The organism is Geotoga petraea, assembly GCF_900102615.1.
Taxonomy (GTDB): Bacteria; Thermotogota; Thermotogae; order Petrotogales; family Petrotogaceae; genus Geotoga; species Geotoga petraea.
On the sequence record NZ_FMYV01000001.1, the window covers coordinates 273,105 to 291,313 of the forward strand.

Sequence of the window (18,209 nt, forward strand, 5' to 3'; positions counted from 1 at the left end):
TTCTCGTTGAGAACTCATTTTATTATCTTTGAGGTTTATTAAAGCTGTCTATTATTTGTTGAGTTAAAGGCTTTAAACTTGTTTTTGCTATGCTCTTTGAATATTCTGCGTTAATCATTTCATTAAACCATTTTTCGGTATTGGATTTCGGAATTAACCTATCTTCTTCAAATAGGGGATTTTCATTCATTTGATTTAAAATTTTACTAAAAATACTACTAACAAGTTGTTCTGAAGTTTCTTCAATATTTGTATTTGTATAAGAAATATTTGTATTGTAAACTGCACCTATCATCTACATCACCACTATTTCAGCATATATATGTGGTTCTATTGCTTCTATAATAGAAATTATATCTTGCGGAAGAGCGCCTGCAGCTTTTAAAGCTTGGATTAAATTTTGGATATTTGCTTTTTGTTCTCCAATTTTTCCATTTTCAACACTTATAACAAAATTTCCATAGCTAACCGTGAAATCTTCTATCTCTATATTTCCCCCAAGAACTACTGTTCCAGTTCTTTGGTTGATGATAATTTTTGATGCTTGATCAGGTTTAACTTCGATTTCTTCAAGCATAGCTAAAAAAGAAATGACATCATCTTTGAACATTGCCGGTATTTCAACTTTAATCGAAGCAGCGTCTTGTGCTTTGGAAATATCTCTGGATAAAGTATTATTTATTGCCATGGCAACTCTTGAAGCAGTTGTGAAGTCAGGTGCTTTTAAATTAAGGGTAACACTGTCTTCGTCGATAATATTTGAAGGAATCTCCCTTTCTATTATTGCACCTTCAGGAATTGAGCCAACAACTTGGTATTTGTCTTGTAAATTTGAACTATTATTTATATTTGCCCCACCTGTTAGAACATTTCCTTGAGCAACTGCATAGACTCTATTATCAGCCCCATACAACGGAGTTTGAATTAAAACACCATTTTCTAAAGAATCAGAATCACCAATAGCAGCAACATTAACATCCAATCTCATTCCTTGCTTATAAAAAGGAGGTATATCTGCATAGACCATTACTATTGCCGTATTATCTGATTCTATTTGTTGAGTTAAATTAATACCCAAGTTATTAATCATATTATCCAACATTTCAGAAATAACTTCTCCACCGTCCCCGGTTCCATCTAAGCCAGTTACTAAACCAATTCCAAAAAGTTGGTTATCTCTTGCACCTCTGAAATTTGAAATATCTTTAAGTCTAACTGATAAAACTGTCAAACTTAAAGCCATCAAAATTATAATAATCAATTTTTTCTTCATTTTAAAATCACCTCATAGAATCAAAAAAATACGTTAGATATACCTGATAAAAGCCAAGAAGTCCAAGATGGTTCTGAAGGATCCTGTTGAAAAACGATATCACCATCATACCAAATTTTTGCATTTGCTATATCAGCAGAATTTACAACTCCAGATCTATCTATTGAATTTTCCGATATAAATCCTTCAATAATCATTTTTTGTCTTTTATTCCCTACTTTCAATTCTTTTTCGCCTCTTAATTTGTATAAACCATCTTGTTTTTCTGTGATTATTGATGATATTAATAGGCTGACATTTGCCTGTGAAGAAGATTCTTCGGTTTTATTTTGAACATTTAAATCATTTGGATTAGTTGAGCCCAAAGGCAAAAAGTTTTTTAAATCTATGCCTCCCAAAGTGTTAAAAACAGAACCAAGTGTATCTAAAGAAGCTCCTTTATAATCATTAACATCGTCGCTTATAGAAAAATTTGGGTTTTCTAATACTTGCACAGTTATAGTGTCTCCAACTTCATAATTTGTGTTGTATGTATAAATAGATTTATTATCTTCATTCCAAAGTGATCCTGAAAAAATCATAATGGAAAATTCCAATAAAATTATAAATATACTTAATTTTTTAATATCACTCACCTCCCAAGTTTACAAAAACTGAGGGACCTTTTTTCAAAATTCCAGAAACCATTTTACCAGTTTCTATATTTTTTACAGTTATATTATGCTCGTATGTTCCATTTTCTGTTGCTTTACCTAATGTATGTATGCTAATACCACCAATATTGACAAAAATATTTACCACTTCGCCTTTAAAAACATCTGGGATCATTTTTAAATATGTTTTGTTTATCGGTTCATCTTTATGGAAAATTTTTGTTGATTCATATTTTTCAAGAAAAATATCCCCGTTTGATACTGTTTCAAAATTAAATTTAAGAATGTTTATTGTAGCTTCGTAAGTGTTCTCTGTAGTGAGCTTTTCACCTGTTGATATAATATCTTTTGAAATTAAAACAGATTCAAGCTTTTCAACAATGATTTTTATAGAAGAAAATTTATAAATATCTTCTGTTTTATATTTTAGAGAAATAAAAACATTATCTTTATTCAAAAAACTGTTGACTACTTTTATTTCACTCACATCAAATACATTGGGTAAATTTTCATAACCAATTATCGTTAAATTTGGATATTCTCTTTGCATAAAAGAATTCAAAAAAGGTTTAAAATCATAAAAATTTTCATAAGTTTCATTATTTCCCCTTTTTATTAAGATTTCCTCTGACTCAAATTGCAAATCATAATCATCATAATAAATGTTTAGAAAGGGTGTTATAAGATTTGTTAACTGATCTTTAGAATATTTTACCTCTTGAGTATTCAAAAATGTGATAGTTCTATCAAAAGGAATATCAGAGAAAAAATCTTTTAGAGACAGCCTATTGTCGTTTGTTATAACAGAACTTTCTATTATAAATGTGTTTGAGAAAATAAATATTAGAGATATCAGAAAGACTAATATCATTAATTTATTTTTCAACTTTTATTACCTCTTATCTTTTTAAGTTGGAAACAGTTTGTAGCATCTGATCTGATGTTGTGATTGATTTTGAATTAATGTCATAAGCTCTTTGAGCAACTATCATATTTACCATTTCTTTTACAACTTCTACATTTGACTTTTCCAAATAACTTTGTCTTATTCCACCAAAACCATCTTGGTCTGGTATTCCTTCTACAGGATCACCAGAAGCAGGAGTTTGAGCGTATAAGTTATCGCCTAAAGGTTTTAAACCAGATGGATTAGAAAACCTTACAAGACTTATATTCCCAAGGTTTTGTATGTTTCCATCGGCTAATTCAACACTTACAATTCCGTCTGTTGAAATATTTATTCCTGTGGCATTTTCTGGGATGACCATATTTGGAACCATTAACAAACCATTGCTGGTTACAAGTCTACCATCAGCATCTCTTTTAAAAGAGCCATCTCTTGTATAAGCAATTCTTCCATCTTGCATTTGAACTTGAAAGAAACCGTCACCCATTATTGCCATATCAGTGGATACACCTGTTTCTTCGATGTTCCCTATTGTAAAAATTCTATTGGTAGCAGCTAATCTCGTACCATGACCAATATAAAGGCCTGTTGGTAAGGTAGAATTTTGAGCTGTTGGAGTTCCAGCCTCTCTAACAGATTGATATAATAAATCTTGAAATTCGGCTCTTTGTCTTTTGTAACCTGTTGTATCAACATTTGATAAATTATTTGATATGATATCCAATTTTGTTTGTTCTGCATTCATACCAGTTGCAGCACTATAAAGAGATACTAGCATATTTTAACCCCCTTAAATATTTTGAGCAATTTCGCTTATTTTTGCGTTTAAACCATCATTAGAAGTTACAGCTTTCTGTAAAATATCGAATTTTCTATTTGCATTAATCAAATTAACCATTTCATTTAGGGCGTTTACATTAGATTTTTCTATTGAATATTGTCTCAATGTAAAATCTTGAGCTTCAATTTCATCTCCCTGAAACAGTGTATAACCATGTTTTGTGTGGTTTTCTAAGTCTACTACATTAATATATTCATTAGTATTGTTTATGTTTCCATTTCCGTTAACAAAAAAATCTTCGTTTACTTCGATTCTTTCATTATCTACATTTAAAATGTAATCTCCTGAATTGTTTACAAGGTATCCTTCTGAATTTCTTTTAAATTCTCCATTTCTGGTGTAAAAAAATTCTCCATCTCTTTCAACTTTGAAAAACCCCTTGCCTTCTATGGCAAAATCATATTTGTTACCAGTATCAACTATTTCTCCTTGAGAAAAAGTTGGAGAAATATCATCTAAAACAGTTCCTGCGTAGAGATTACCTAAGGTTTCAAGTTTTTGCTTTTTTTGGTTATAAGAACTTATTTCTCTTTCATAAACAGCTCTAAAAGAATTAATATCTTTTTTATACCCAGTTGTATCAACATTAGCTAAGTTATTTGATATTGTATTTAGATCTGCTAATGAGTTCAGCATGCCATTTCCAGCAAAATAAATTCCTCTCATTTTTAATCCTCCTAGAATTATTCAACATTGACTCTGTTTAATAATTCTACATCTTCAAGCAAAATTCCTGTTCCTTTTGCACAAGATAGATGAGGATCTTCTGAAACACTAGTATCTACAGATATTTTCTCAGTTATTAATTTATCTAAACCTCTAATTCTTGAAGCTCCACCTACCAAAACAATTCCATTTTGGCTAACATCTGCAGCCAATTCAGGGGGAGTTTGTTCTAATACATTTTTAATCTTTAATATTATTTCGTTTAAAACAGGTTTTATAGCATTATATATATCTGTTGAATTTATTTTTATTGTAGAAGGTAAACCTGTTTTTATATCTTGACCTTTTATATCCACCTCTATGTCTTCTTCATTTTCATAAGCTTTACCTATTTGAATTTTTATTCTTTCAGCAGTAGAGTCTCCAATCAGGAATCTATAATGTTTTTTTATAAATTTTACTATTTCTTGATCCATAGCTTCTCCAGCAGTTTTTATTGATTCTGATTTAACACTGCCACCCAAGGAAATCACTGAAATATCGGTGGTCCCACCACCAATATCTACAACCATATGACCGTTAGGTTCTGTTATCTTCATGTTAGAACCTATAGCTGCAGCTAATGGTTCTGAAACTAAATAAACTTTTGATGCGCCAACTCTTTGAGCAGCTTCTTTTACAGCTCTTCTTTCAACATCAGTAGTTAAAGCAGGAATACCTATTATCAATTTTGGTTTGGAAAAACTAACTCCTTTTTTGGCTTTCTTGAAGAAAAATCTTAAAACTTCTTCTATTATCATAGGGTTTGTGATTACACCATCTTGAACAGGTCTTATGACTTGTATTTGATCGGGTGTTTTACCAATCATATTTTTAGCTTCTGTACCTATAGCTATTATTTTTTTCTTTTTTTTATCTACTGCAACAACTGAAGGCTCTTCTATTATTATTCCTACACCTCTTTGATATACAACGAAAGTTGCTGTTCCAAGATCAATGCCTAAATCATGTCTTGACATAAAAATACCTCCCGGTAAAAAATTATTTTATAAAATCATTTATGTTTTCTGAATTTAGTATAACATCAAATGTATCTTTGTTTTTATAACTGTATTCTGATATTATATTTCTATTAAAATAATACCAAAACAACCACGGATCTTTTATTTCGTAACTAAAATCATTTTTCGGATTTTTCAATGCTATGTTTTCAACTAAAACATTTTTGTTAGAAAATTTGGATTTATCCACTGTATATATTTCTTTTTTGCTTAGTTTATATCCTATATTAGGGTTATTTAAATAAATTGAAAGGATCAACACGGCACTGTTTTGATCCTTTGTTTTTTTAATCTTTTTGGAATTTACTTTTCCTTTCATCTCATTGTATAATGACTGAGTAGTAAGCCTTTCATCCACTAAAAATAAATTATTTGAGAATTTCTTTTTTATTTCTATGGCTTTATCTATTGTTTTAAAGCTTTGCTTCGAATAATTAAAAGACATTGATTTAGGTAATCCAAAAACAATAACATCATCTTTATTAAGTTCTTTATCAAAAAATGAAATCAAATCTTTCCTATCAACTGTTGTATACGGAGATGCAATTTTAATAATTTCATTTGCTTTTGCAATCCCGCATTTTTTATCTCCATAATCAATTCCAAAGTAATTCATTTTTTTAACAACTCCTGAATTATATCAAATTCAAGTTTTTCAATTTCAAAATCAATTGCAGTTTGATTTAACTCTGTTTCTATTTTTTTAGCATCTTCACTACAAAAAGTTATTATAGGAGCACAGCTTTCTAAAATAGACTTTGGAGCAGGGTATATTTTAGAAAATATACCCTTTTTATCTAACATTTTTTTTATTGATATTAATTTATAGTTTTTAATTATTAAAACACTATCCAGATCTAACGTCGTTTTCATCTTAACCATCTCTATTTCTTGAGTTAGTTATATCGTTTTTTAACATTTCCATAAAAGCTTTTGTATCAACATTTTTATAAAAATGAGTAGTTTCTTTTATTAAAGCATTATCTATAATACTCTCTTTATTTCTCACAGTTTTATGTAGTGATTTCAAGTTAAAATCCTCAATTATTTCTAATTCATTAGAATTATTTATCAACAAACCAGAGTCTAAAAGTTCATCGATAACAACTTTCCCAAATTCTTGGTCTCCTTTAAAGAGTTGATCAATAAGCTCATTTTCTTTTTTTATCTTCTTATCTCTTATAAAATCATAAGTTTGTTTTAAAATATTACTTGAAGGATAAACTCTTGAATAATCGTACAATAATCTTGTTTTGAATTTATCATCATATCCGAGAACTATGTCAAGTGGTCCTTTTTTAGAATTCCAAGATGAAAATAAATCTATTAGTTCTAATCGACTTTTTGGTGGGTCCAATAATATAAAAATTGGGTTTTTATTATGATTTTCCAAGGGTAACCCATTATTTGAATAAGAAGTAATTAAGATATTTGAAGGATATTTTTTTATGTTCTCTCTAGTAATCAATTTTGATGAAAAATCCATCGTATGGTTAAACTGTTTAATTCCGTCATTTATGAAACCAAATTTTTCTTTTAAAATGTTGGATAAAATATCCTGTTTCCTTTTGTCGTTAAGAACGATTATTTTTTGTTTTGGTTCTTTTAGATATTCTTTCAAGACCAACATCAAATTTTTCTTTTCTTTAATTATTTCATAATTTGATACGTTCACATTGGAAACAAGAGTTTTAAAGCCAGCTCTCTTAAAAAATTCTTTTAAACTCGTGTGAAATAAAGTACCAAAAACTGATATGTTATTTTTTTTGTATACAATGTATTTTCTGAACTCCTTATATTCTCCTACATTTTTAATTGCATTGTGGGAAATTGAATAATAAGGCTCATCAATTATTATTTCAAATTTGTCAGAGTTAAATAGTTTTGCATTATGGAAAAAAGCAGGTACTGTCAACATAATGATTTTTTCTTTATTAATAATGTTACCATTCAATCTACTCTTTTTGTTGTAAAAAATATTATTTGGTGAAATATAAGAAGACATAATATTATAAGTATGTTTCATAATAAGATGAGAAGAAGATATTATAACTACTTTTTTGCCTTCTTTTAAGCTATCTAAAGTTTTTTTGAGAATTGCTGCGTATTTTAATTTACTTGGCAAAAACATTGCTATTTTCTTTGCATTCAAGTTTCTTTCTATTACTTCCATTTTAGAGAGCTTAAATAATTCATCTTTTAAAAGAGTGTTTGTATCCAGGTTTTCAGATTTTTTATCAAAAGATTCATTATTCTTCAATTCCAAATCTTTTAAATAAAATTTTAGAAATTTGTGTTTGAGATTGTAAGAATATTCTTCTCTAAAATTGCCTACTATATCTATATAGACACTATTTGGATTATTATATCTTATATCTTTAAGTTTTGGTGCTAACCCGTAACCAATAATATCCATTATAAAATCTTTTTTATTTCTCATTTTCCCAGCAAAACTTTCTACCGCATTACCAAAAAACTTCAAGTTATCCGCTCTAACATTTTTCATTAAAAAAACTGGTTCAGGGTTTTTATAGCCATATGGTTCTAACTGAGCTATTTCATCAAAAAAATTTGGCCATATCTTGTCTATTTCCATATCAATGGTAATTTCGTTAACTGGAATAGAATTACCGTATATTTCTTTATAAGAATTATTTATGGAATCTCTTAATTTTTCAATATTTTCGTTACTCAAAGAAAAACCAGCAGCCAATTCATGCCCACCAAATTCGTCAAAAATTTCATCTTCTGAACTTTTTTTGAATATATTCATAAGACTTATTCCTTGAAGGCTTCTTGCAGAACCTTTACCATAATCTCCTTCATCTGAGACCATTAAAACTGGCTTGTTGAATTGCGATGAAAGTTTTGAAGCTACAATGCCAAGAACCCCAAGGTGCCAATTTTCTCCATGAAGAACTATTACTTTATCCTGTTTATATTCTGGATTAACATCAATTAAACTTAAAGCAAAAAGGTAAATTTCTTTTTCTTTGCTTTGCCTTTTTGAATTTAATCTTATCAATGCAGAAACATTTTTATCAATTTCTTCGCTATTTTCAGAAGTTAGAAGTTTAAAAGCGGTAAAAGCGTCAGCCATTCTACCGGCTGCATTTATTTTTGGGGCAACTTTATATGCGATTACGTGAGATTTTATTTCAGAAGGTACAATTCTCAGTTGCTTTAATAAAGCAGCAACACCCTTTGTAGGATTTGTTTTAAGTTTTTCTAAGCCCCTTTTTACAAAATATCTATTCTCTGACAACAAAGGGACTATATCTGCTATAGTACCTATTGCCACTAAATCAATAAGGGTATAAGGGTCAAAATCAGATTTTAAATATTCTGTCAGAGCCAACAAGAATTTAAAAGCAACCCCTACACCTGCCAATCCTTGAAAAGGGTAATCTCCATCTTTCCTTTTTGGATTTATTGTTGCATCTGCTGGAGGTAATATTTCTTTCTGTTCGTGATGATCAGTAACTACCACCTTCATACCAAGTTCTTTAGCATATTTAATTTCATCTACAGAAGTTATACCGCAATCAACAGTTATAATATTTTTGAATCCTTGTTTATATAGATCGTCTATAGCTTCATTGTTAAGACTATACCCCTCATCCATTCTACTGGGAATATATGCGTCAACATCAAACCCCAGTTCCTTTAACCCCAAAAACAAAGTTGAGGCAGCTGTTACTCCATCTACATCATAATCTCCAAAAACTACAATTTTTTCTTTATTTTCCAATATTTCAGATAAAACCTTAACTCCTTTTTCCATATCTTTTAGTTTAAAAGGATTAATCACTTGATTTTCATTCGGATTTAAAAATTTTTGAGCTTCTTTAACGTCTGTTATTCCTCTTGTTACCAATAATTTAGATATAAATTCTGAACAACCTAAATTATCAGATAGGTTTTTAGCTATTTTTAAATTTTTTTGATAATCCGAATCTTTTGGGTCCCAAAAGACCCTCCAGATATTTTTCATATAGCCCTCTCTCCTTTTTTTCTTTTTGTATATATTATACTAAAATAATGTTTAAATAACAATAAGAAAAGGCGGCTATAATTTTAATTAAAGTGATCATTTTTTTGCATAAACTGTTAAAAAAGAATTTTGGTTAATTTTCTTGATTTCTTTTATTGTAAAAAATTTTTTATCTTTTATGTTTTCGTTATCAAAGATATTTTTCTTACCATTAAAAACAACAGGTTCAATAGTTAGAGAAATTTCATCTATTAGACCGTCGTTTAATAGAAAAGTATTTATAGTTGGCCCTCCAAGCAATAGAGTTCTTTTGTATTTGTTTTTTTTAATGAAATTAGTTATATTTTCTTTTGAATAAAACGAATAAATTAAATAACCTTCGATTTTTTCAAAATGTTTATTCAAAATAAGGCACGGTTTGGATTCATACAATTTTTTATTCAAAATAAATGTTTCCCGACTAATTATTAAGCTGTCTGATTTTTCAATTTCAGATTTGAGATAATCAAAATCTTCTTTTGAATTCCATTTTTTTCGATCTTTTTGGTTTACAATTCCGTTAAGAGATTGAACCATGATCATTTTTATAAACATAAAATTCCCCCTTTTGGTTTTAATGAACCATACTTCATGATATAATTTACTTGAAAATATTATACAGGAGGAATGTTAATGAAAAAAATTGCAGTTATAACTACTGGTGGAACAATTGCCATGACTTCAGATCCTATTTTAGGAGTTATTCCATCAGATAAAGTCAATAGAAAACTAAATGAAATTCCAGAGATAGATGATATTGCCGAAACAAATTTAATAGAATTTTCAAATATACCAAGTCCACATATGACTCCGAAGAAAATGTTTGAGTTATCAAAACTTGTTAAAAAAATTATAGATTCAGATGAATATGATGGAGTTGTAATAACACATGGTACGGATACTCTTGAAGAAACATCTTATTTTTTAGATTTGTTAATAGATAACAAAAAACCAGTTGTTATGACGGCTGCCATGAGAGATTGGAATGAACCTAATACAGATGGGCCAAGGAATCTAATAGCTTCAATTAGGGTTGCAACAAAACCTGCTTCAATTGAAGAGGGCGTTTTGGTGTGCCTTAATGATGAAATACATGCTGCAAGAGAGGTTACAAAAACTTATACATCAAATGTAGCAACTTTTGATTCCCCTGGTTATGGACCGTTAGGTATTGTTGATAATGACACTGTTATTTTTTATAGAAGATCTCTACTAAGAATGCAAATAAACACTGAGAAAATAGAAGATAGAGTGGCTCTTATAAAAACGTATACCGGAGATGAGGGAGAGATAATAAAAGAGTTACCAAAATTAGGTTACAAGGGTATTGTTATAGAAGCTTTTGGCAGGGGCAATGTTCCAGAAGGGGTTGCAGATGCGCTGCAAGAAGTAATAGAAAAAGGAATACCAGTCGTGTTGGTGTCAAGGTGTTATAAAGGAAGGGTTTTAGGGGTTTACGGATATAAGGGTGGTGGAGCAGATTTAAAATCAAGGGGTGTCATATTAGGCCAGGAGATTTCTGGACCTAAGGCGAGAGTTAAAATGATGGTAGTTTTAGGGAAAACTAATAATAGAAATATCATCAGATCATATTTTGAATCGAAATGAAGGAGATGATTCCAAATCATTAAAAAAATAGGATTAGTCTCTTTGATATTATTTATTTTTGTAAATCTTTTTTCAATGAATTTGGAAGAGATCTATACTTTATCGTATAGAAAAGAGACCTTAAATCAGAGTTGGGCTGAATTGCTCAATTATATAGAGAAAAATGAATATACAGAAAAAGTAATTGAATATGGAGAAATAATTTCTGCAAAAAAAGAGCTTTTAAATAATTTTAAAAATTCAAATTTTATAGATCATATATTATCAGAAGATCTATCAAAGTTCTTATCTTCTCTTTCTGTTTTAAGTGAAAATCTTTCGATAAATGAGGAAAATACAGAAAATATATTAATAATTTTTCCCTATCTAATACGAGATTTGAACGAAATATTTATTAAGGGATATATAGAGGAAGATTATTATAAATCTCTGTATAGATTAAAAGGACTAAAAGAAAAGTTAAATGTTCCTAATTTTGAGGCTTTTTTAAATAATATGGTTAAAGAGGTAATGAAAAATTCAGTCTATTTGGATCAAGAAATGAAAAATTTTGTAAAAGAATTTATTCCAAACAATATATTGGCAAATATTAACGAGATTATAGCAGAAAATAAATTTTATTTATCTGAAGAAAACTTTGTAAGTGCTTATAGACTTTTAAATTTTTTAAACGATAATAATGTCATCAGTTCAGAGAATTTAACGGTCTTGAAGAAACTTGAATCTTATTTTAGCTTGAAATCCAGGTTGACTGACATGAATAATAGAGTTTATTTTTTAGAAAAATCCGAAATGAATACTTTTATAAAGGACATATATCAAACAGGTATAAAATTGTCTGAAATGAGTTTAGAGAATAGTCTTTTAAAAGACTTGTATTTATCTTCTATAAAAACTATGAACAATAGAATGAATACTGTAAATGAAAATATTATAAGTGATATAGATTTTAATAAACTAATGGGGATTTTTGGTAAAGACATCGAAAATGAATTGATTAAGTTGAGTAGCAACTTGGAATTAACCGAACAATCAACCGATATAAGAAATGTAGAAATTACAGAAGAGTCTACTGATCCTGTATTGCTTGAAACTGTGCAAGAAGTAGAAAGCAAAACTAATAATTTTATGGTATATGTGTACTTTGCGATAATTGTAGCTTTTGTATTATTTGTTGTTTTGATTTTTGAACTTTTTCCAACCATAAAAAAAGTTGATTTTTTATGTAAGATAGGATTTGGTAGATATGCGTTAAGAATTTCGGAAAAACTTGTTATGAAAGAACCAAACAATTATAAGAGTTATATGGCAATGGCAAAATCTTTTGAAGCTATAGGGGAATATAATTCATCTATATCTTCTTATAAAAAAGCCATGAAATTAAAAGAAAAGGGTGAAATAGATTGATAATTATATCGTCTTCTCAAAGTGATGTGTACATAATTTATAAAGGTAATAAAAGTATTATTAAAAAGATAAGTGGGAGAAGTTCTGGATCTAAAATAGTTTCAGCAGTACAAGAAATATTGGTATTAAATAATAAAACTTTAGGCCAAATAAAAGAATTTGGAATAGATGTTGGTCCAGGATCTTTCACGGGTATAAGAATAAGTATAGCAGTAATTCAAGGATTTTTATTTGGTAGAAATGATTATGAATTGAAAAAATTTTATTCTTCTGATGTTTTGGGTTATGGTTTTTTAAATAAAAAAATAGCTGTGTTGAATAAGGCAAGGGATGATGCAGCATATGTATCTTTATATAATTATGGTGTTAGAGTTTCAATGCCAGAAATGATATTTGGTAAAAATTTAGACGGTATTTTACAAGATAGAACTTTGATAGGTGCGCAATCAAAACATTTTAAAGATAAATATTTACTGAAAAATGAAATTTTAATTCCAGAAATATCTATTGATAATTTTATTTACGCTTTTAAAGTTGGTGAAAAAATAAATGCGGAAGATTTAGAACCACTTTATATACAAAAACCAATTGCTGTTGAAAATTATGAAAAACAAAATAATAAGAAAATTGAAGACATATAAAAAATAAGCTCAAAATCGAAAGATTTGAGCTTATTTAATTTTAATATATTTATCCAACAATAAATGCACATAAAAACCAGATATTAAAGATAAGCTGTAAAAAATTCTTATTTCTATTTTAAACTTAGTGTTAAGTAAAAAAAGTATTATCCCTATTATTATTCCTGTATGTATTTTATGCCAGGCTCCTCTGTGACGAGTTAGAGAGTTAAAAACAATACCAAAGGCATATCCTAAAATAATACCTAAATAGATAATAATTATATTATATATCAAAAAATCGTCTATGTTTGTTATATGTCTTAGTAAGTATTCGTATTCAAACAAATAATAAACAGAAAAAATAACAATCAGTATTCTAAAAATTTTGTTTATAATAGATAAATCGTGATCAACATCTGGCAAATCCGTTCCTATAACAAATAATAAAAATGAAAATATCAACTCGTTGTTATTGAATAAGGGATAATGATCGAATAATAAAGTAAAAACTATAGAAAAAACTAAATAATAAACTGGAAATAACAATATTCCAGATGTTATATGATGTTTGAAATTTGGCATATAATCCCCTTTCTCATAAGCTATATAAAAAGGGAGCATTTAAGCCCCCTTTATTAAATGTTATAAATCATTTTTAGAAGATGCAATTTCAAAAGTCAAAGATTTTAAAGAAATCACGAAATCAACATCTTCTACCTCTATGTCTTCTGGAGCGTATATAGAGGTAGGTGTGAAATTTAAAATACCCTTAATACCACAATTTATGAGCTTATCTGTAACTTCTTGAGCAGCGTTCACTGGAACTGTAAGAATAGCTATTTCAATATTGTTATTTTTTATTCTTTCTTCAATATCGTCTATTTTTTGTATTGTTACACCAGGAACTATCATTTGACCTACTTTTTTTTCATCAACGTCAAAAGCAGATACTATTTTAAATCCATTTTTTTCAAGGCCTGCATAATTTGCTATAGCAGAACCAAGGTTACCTGCTCCAACAATTGCCACGTTCCAATTCTTTTTCAGCCCTAAAATTTCTTTTAGTTTAAAAGAAAGTTTATCAACATTGTAACCTACACCACGTTTACCAAACTCTCCAAAGTAAGATAGATCTTTCCTTACTTGAGAAGCTTTGATTCCAAGAAGATCTGCCATTTCTTTAGAAGATGTTTTATCTACGCCGTTGTCTTTTAACTTAGTTAAACATCTATAATAAATAGCTAGTCTTCTTATTGTTGGTTTAGGAATTTTTGGAGTTCTCACAAAATCACCCCTCTACTACTATATTAACTAATTTTTTTGGAACATAAATAGTTTTTATTAATGTTTTTCCTTCGATAAACTTTTGAACTTTTTCTTCTTTTAAAACTATTTCTTTTATTTTTTCTTGAGTTGAGTTAGAAGGAACCTCAACTTGTCCTCTGAGCTTTCCATTTACCTGAATTATTATATTAAGCTCATCTTTTTTAAGAGCCTCTTTGTCAACTTCTGGCCATTTAGATTCGACGATCAAATTTTCATTACCCATCTCATGCCATAACTCTTCAGCAATATGTGGAGCAAAAGGTGAAAGCATGAGAACAAAATCTTCAGCGACTTCTCTTAATAAATTCAAATTCCATTTGTTTTCATCTATTGAATTAATATATGAGTTTAACTCATTTGATAATTCCATCATAGCAGAAATAGCAGTGTTAAATTGGAAATTACCTTCAATATCTCTGGTCATTTTTTGTATCATAGAGTGTAATTTCCTTCTCAGAGATTTTTCTTCTTTTGTTTTAATTTCTATTTTTACTTTATCAAGAGAAATACCTTTAATTTTGTCTATGAATAAATAATAATTATTCCATAGTTTATTTAAAAATCTATAAACGCCTTCAACACCTGAATCATTCCATTCAGCATCTTTCTCTGGAGGTCCTATAAATAAGACATAAGTTCTTAAAGTATCAGTTCCGTATTTCTTAATAATTTCTTCTGGTGAAACTACATTTCCTTTAGATTTAGACATTTTAGCACCATCCTTGTATAACATGCCTTGAGTGAACAGGTTTTTGAAAGGTTCGTCAAAATCTATGAGATCTATATCTTTCAAAAATTTAGTTACAAATCTCGAATACAATAAATGCAAAATAGCATGTTCTACCCCGCCTATGTATTGATCAACAGGTAACCATTCGTTTACATCATTAGAATCAAAGATCTTGTCTTGCATGTTTGGGTTTATATATCTTAGATAATACCAAGAACTATCTACAAAAGTATCCATTGTATCTGTTTCTCTTCTTGCAATTCCACCACATTTTGGACAGGTAACGTTGTTAAATTTTTTGTGGTCAACTAAAGGGCTTTTTCCAGAAGAGTCGAATTTGACATCTTTTGGTAATTCAACTGGTAAATCTTCTTCGGGTACTGGAACTGTTCCACAATTATCACAATATATTATAGGAATTGGAGTTCCCCAATATCTTTGTCTTGAAATTAGCCAATCTCTAAGTTTAAATTGTACTTTTTTAGACCCTATCTTTTTATCTTCTAACCAATTAACTATTTCTTTTAAAGCTTCTCTGTTTGACATACCATTGAATTTGCCAGAATTCACCATAAAACCATCATCTGTGAAAGCTTTTTCTAAACGGTCTTCACCATTTTTAGCTTTAATTACTCTTCTTATATTTATATTGTATTTTTTTGCAAACTCAAAATCTCTTTCATCATGAGCTGGGACAGCCATTATAGCCCCAGTACCGTATTCATAAAGGATATAATTAGCTACATAAATAGGTATTTTTTCGTTGTTAACTGGGTTGATTGCATAACTTCCTGTGAAAACCCCTTCTTTTTCTGCACCTTCAGCAGATCTTTTAAACCTATCTTGAATGCTGATTTTTTTCAAAAATTTCTGCATTTCTTCTTTTTTGTTCTCTTTTGTTAAGGAATCTACTAAAGGTGATTCAGGAGCAACAGCCATGAATGTAACTCCCCATAAAGTATCTGGCCTTGTAGTGAAGACTTTAATTTTTTCTTCACTGCCTTCAACAGCAAAATCTACTTCAGCACCTACACTTTTTCCTATCCAATTTTTTTGCATAATTTTAACATTTTCTGGCCAATTTTCCAGCTTATCTAAATCGGTTAAAAGTTTATCTGCATAGTCCGTTATTTTAAAATACCATTGATTTAGTTGTTTTATCTCAACATCAGTATTACATCTTTCACATTTCCCGTTAACAACCTGTTCGTTTGCTAAAACAGTTTTACAGCTTGGACACCAATTAACTGGTGCATTTTTTTTATATGCAAGTCCCTTTTCATACATTTTTAAGAAAATCCACTGAGTCCATTTGTAATAACTTTCTGAAGAAGTCATTAATTCCCTACTCCAATCATAACTAATACCTGTGGATTTTATTTGTGTTCTTATAGTTTCGATATTTTTTAATGTCCAAGTTTCTGGATGAATATTACCTTGTTTAATAGCTGCATTTTCTGCAGGTAATCCAAAAGAATCATAACCAAAAGGATGAAGAACATTAAAACCTTTCATTTTTTTGTATCTGGCTACAACATCGCCTATAGTATAATTCTTAACATGTCCCACATGAATTGTTCCCGAAGGATAAGGGAACATAATAAGGTTATAAAATTTTTCTTTGTCACTATTTTTTTCAGCTTCAAAAACTTTTTTATCTTCCCACACTTTTTGCCATTTTTTTTCAAAGTCTTGTGGTGTATATTTTTCCTTCATTTTAATACCTCCACTATGTTATTTTATATTGTTAATTATACCACAAAAGCACATTTTCACAAAAGAATTAATCATCAATTGCCAGTTACTGTAGGTATGTAAAGATTTAGGTCTTCTGATAAATTATCAATTGCAATATCTGGATGTTTTAAGATTCTGGATTGTCCGGTTTCTTTTATCAAGAAAAAAACTCTTGAAGGATCTCCTGCTTTAAAAGATCCATTATAAGGTACTTTGAAAGTATAACTTGTTTCAATTTCAGGTTCTTTAAAAAAGAAGAATTTGTTTTCATTTAAACCAGGGCTTATGTTTCCCTGGAATATATAGTGATTGCTATCTCTAAAAGAAACCCAAACATCTTCATGTCCAGTTATATATAATTGAATATAACCGCTATCATTACTACCCTGAAAATAAGTTAAAATTCTATCCAAATCTTCCATTTGGTTTTTAAGAAACTTATTAGAAACTATATACTTTTCAACTAAACCGTTGGGTTGAAAGTATGTATTCATCTTTTCTAACTCTTTTTCAAGCGAATTTACCCTTTCGTTTAGCTCAGCACTAAGCCGATTTATCTGGCTTTCTGTATTTTTTTTGAATATTGTCATTCTTATTTCGGTTCCAAGTGCCAAAAGCAAGGCAATTATACTGATAATAATCAATATTATTTTTAACTTCAAATTGCACCTCCTGTAAACATACGAATTTTTTCATATAACTCTTGTTTGTCATTGACAATTCTTTTTATTTTTTGTATAGTGTTATCCACTTTTTTTCTTTTTATGTTCAATTTTTTTGATATTTCTTTGTAAGTATAGTTTTCAAACCACAAATCTATTATTTCTTTTTCATCGTTGTTCAAATCTTTAACACATTGTTTTATGAAATAATCGTTTAAAATATCAGGTTCAGTTGATTCTGGAGCTTCGATATAGTATTCAGAATTTTCATTGAAGTCTTCAAAAGTATTTTCTATATTCATAGCTTCGGTCAAAACCTTGTTTTTTTGTCTATTTAAATAGGTTAAAAAAGATTTTATTTCACTTGAAATATTTAGGTAAGCAAAAGTTGAAAATTTACTTCCAGAATTCTCTTTATAGTTATAAACTGCTTGCATTAGCCCTACATAACCAATTTGCATAAAATCTTCAAAATCAGCCCAAGCTCCATAGTATTTTGATACAACAGATTTAACCATGGGCTCAAATTTTTCTAAAATCATTCCCATGGCTTCCATGTCTCCAACCTTTGATAATTTTACCAACCTGTTAACATTTAATCTTCGCATAATATAATAATTTCTATTCATTAAAATTCAATCCCGTCTTATATAACTTATAGTGATATTTTATCATCAATTTA

Annotated in this window: 19 protein-coding genes; 3 read left to right on the forward strand and 16 right to left on the reverse strand. The window is 28.9% G+C overall.

From position 1 onward, the window contains the following. Positions 1–22: 22 nt before the first annotated feature. From BLS00_RS01315 to BLS00_RS01365, 11 genes are all read right to left on the reverse strand, one after another. Positions 23–295, reverse strand: a complete 273-nt coding sequence (locus BLS00_RS01315; protein WP_091402102.1) for a hypothetical protein — start codon at positions 293–295, stop codon at positions 23–25. Then, positions 296–1,273, reverse strand: coding sequence for a flagellar basal body P-ring protein FlgI (flgI, locus tag BLS00_RS01320; RefSeq protein WP_091402104.1), 978 nt, complete (start codon positions 1,271–1,273; stop codon positions 296–298). Positions 1,274–1,293: 20 nt separating this feature from the next. Continuing rightward, the gene (locus BLS00_RS01325) at positions 1,294–1,854 is read right to left on the reverse strand and encodes a flagellar basal body L-ring protein FlgH (RefSeq protein ID WP_091402106.1); all 561 of its coding nucleotides are present in this window, start codon (positions 1,852–1,854) and stop codon (positions 1,294–1,296) included. A 46-nt stretch (positions 1,855–1,900) separates the two neighbouring features. Next, entirely contained in the window at positions 1,901–2,812 is a 912-nt protein-coding gene (gene flgA, locus BLS00_RS01330; protein ID WP_091402107.1) for a flagellar basal body P-ring formation chaperone FlgA, read from the reverse strand. A 13-nt stretch (positions 2,813–2,825) separates the two neighbouring features. Next, positions 2,826–3,611, reverse strand: a complete 786-nt coding sequence (gene flgG, locus BLS00_RS01335; RefSeq protein ID WP_091402109.1) for a flagellar basal-body rod protein FlgG — start codon at positions 3,609–3,611, stop codon at positions 2,826–2,828. Positions 3,612–3,623: 12 nt separating this feature from the next. Beyond that, the gene (locus tag BLS00_RS01340) at positions 3,624–4,340 is read right to left on the reverse strand and encodes a flagellar hook-basal body protein (protein WP_091402111.1); all 717 of its coding nucleotides are present in this window, start codon (positions 4,338–4,340) and stop codon (positions 3,624–3,626) included. Between the two features lie 17 nt (positions 4,341–4,357). Beyond that, a complete protein-coding gene (gene mreB / locus BLS00_RS01345; RefSeq protein ID WP_091402113.1) occupies positions 4,358–5,359 on the reverse strand; it encodes a rod shape-determining protein in 1,002 nt (333 codons plus the stop codon). Between the two features lie 22 nt (positions 5,360–5,381). Then, positions 5,382–6,017, reverse strand: coding sequence for a Holliday junction resolvase RuvX (gene ruvX / locus BLS00_RS01350; RefSeq protein WP_091402115.1), 636 nt, complete (start codon positions 6,015–6,017; stop codon positions 5,382–5,384). Then, entirely contained in the window at positions 6,014–6,274 is a 261-nt protein-coding gene (locus BLS00_RS01355) for a hypothetical protein (RefSeq protein WP_091402117.1), read from the reverse strand. The genes ruvX and BLS00_RS01355 overlap by 4 nt, the downstream gene beginning before the upstream one ends. Before the next feature lies 1 nt (position 6,275). After that, a complete protein-coding gene (gene recJ / locus BLS00_RS01360) occupies positions 6,276–9,395 on the reverse strand; it encodes a single-stranded-DNA-specific exonuclease RecJ (RefSeq protein WP_091402119.1) in 3,120 nt (1,039 codons plus the stop codon). Between the two features lie 96 nt (positions 9,396–9,491). Then, entirely contained in the window at positions 9,492–9,989 is a 498-nt protein-coding gene (locus tag BLS00_RS01365; RefSeq protein WP_091402121.1) for a dihydrofolate reductase family protein, read from the reverse strand. Positions 9,990–10,067: 78 nt separating this feature from the next. On the opposite strand from BLS00_RS01365, the gene BLS00_RS01370 reads away from it, so the two are divergent. The 3 genes from BLS00_RS01370 (at position 10,068) to BLS00_RS01380 (ending at position 13,090) form a co-directional block, all read left to right on the forward strand. After that, entirely contained in the window at positions 10,068–11,042 is a 975-nt protein-coding gene (locus tag BLS00_RS01370; RefSeq protein ID WP_091402123.1) for an asparaginase, read from the forward strand. A 75-nt stretch (positions 11,043–11,117) separates the two neighbouring features. Further along, positions 11,118–12,449: a hypothetical protein gene (locus tag BLS00_RS01375; RefSeq protein ID WP_176759806.1), complete on the forward strand. Its 1,332-nt coding sequence runs from the start codon at positions 11,118–11,120 to the stop codon at positions 12,447–12,449. After that, positions 12,446–13,090 (forward strand): tRNA threonylcarbamoyladenosine biosynthesis protein TsaB, encoded by a 645-nt coding sequence (locus BLS00_RS01380; protein ID WP_091402126.1) that lies wholly within the window; start codon positions 12,446–12,448, stop codon positions 13,088–13,090. Before BLS00_RS01375 ends, BLS00_RS01380 begins: the two co-directional genes overlap by 4 nt. A 30-nt stretch (positions 13,091–13,120) precedes the next feature. On the opposite strand, the gene BLS00_RS01385 is transcribed toward BLS00_RS01380, so the two are convergent. From BLS00_RS01385 to BLS00_RS01405, 5 genes are all read right to left on the reverse strand, one after another. Further along, a complete protein-coding gene (locus tag BLS00_RS01385) occupies positions 13,121–13,654 on the reverse strand; it encodes a metal-dependent hydrolase (protein ID WP_176759807.1) in 534 nt (177 codons plus the stop codon). 60 nt (positions 13,655–13,714) lie between these two features. Continuing rightward, positions 13,715–14,356: a redox-sensing transcriptional repressor Rex gene (locus tag BLS00_RS01390; protein ID WP_091402130.1), complete on the reverse strand. Its 642-nt coding sequence runs from the start codon at positions 14,354–14,356 to the stop codon at positions 13,715–13,717. A 4-nt stretch (positions 14,357–14,360) separates the two neighbouring features. Then, positions 14,361–16,844 (reverse strand): leucine--tRNA ligase, encoded by a 2,484-nt coding sequence (leuS, locus tag BLS00_RS01395; RefSeq protein WP_091402132.1) that lies wholly within the window; start codon positions 16,842–16,844, stop codon positions 14,361–14,363. 74 nt (positions 16,845–16,918) lie between these two features. After that, entirely contained in the window at positions 16,919–17,527 is a 609-nt protein-coding gene (locus BLS00_RS01400; RefSeq protein ID WP_091402134.1) for a hypothetical protein, read from the reverse strand. Continuing rightward, the gene (locus BLS00_RS01405) at positions 17,524–18,135 is read right to left on the reverse strand and encodes a sigma-70 family RNA polymerase sigma factor (protein WP_091402480.1); all 612 of its coding nucleotides are present in this window, start codon (positions 18,133–18,135) and stop codon (positions 17,524–17,526) included. The genes BLS00_RS01400 and BLS00_RS01405 overlap by 4 nt, the downstream gene beginning before the upstream one ends. Positions 18,136–18,209 lie beyond the last annotated feature (74 nt).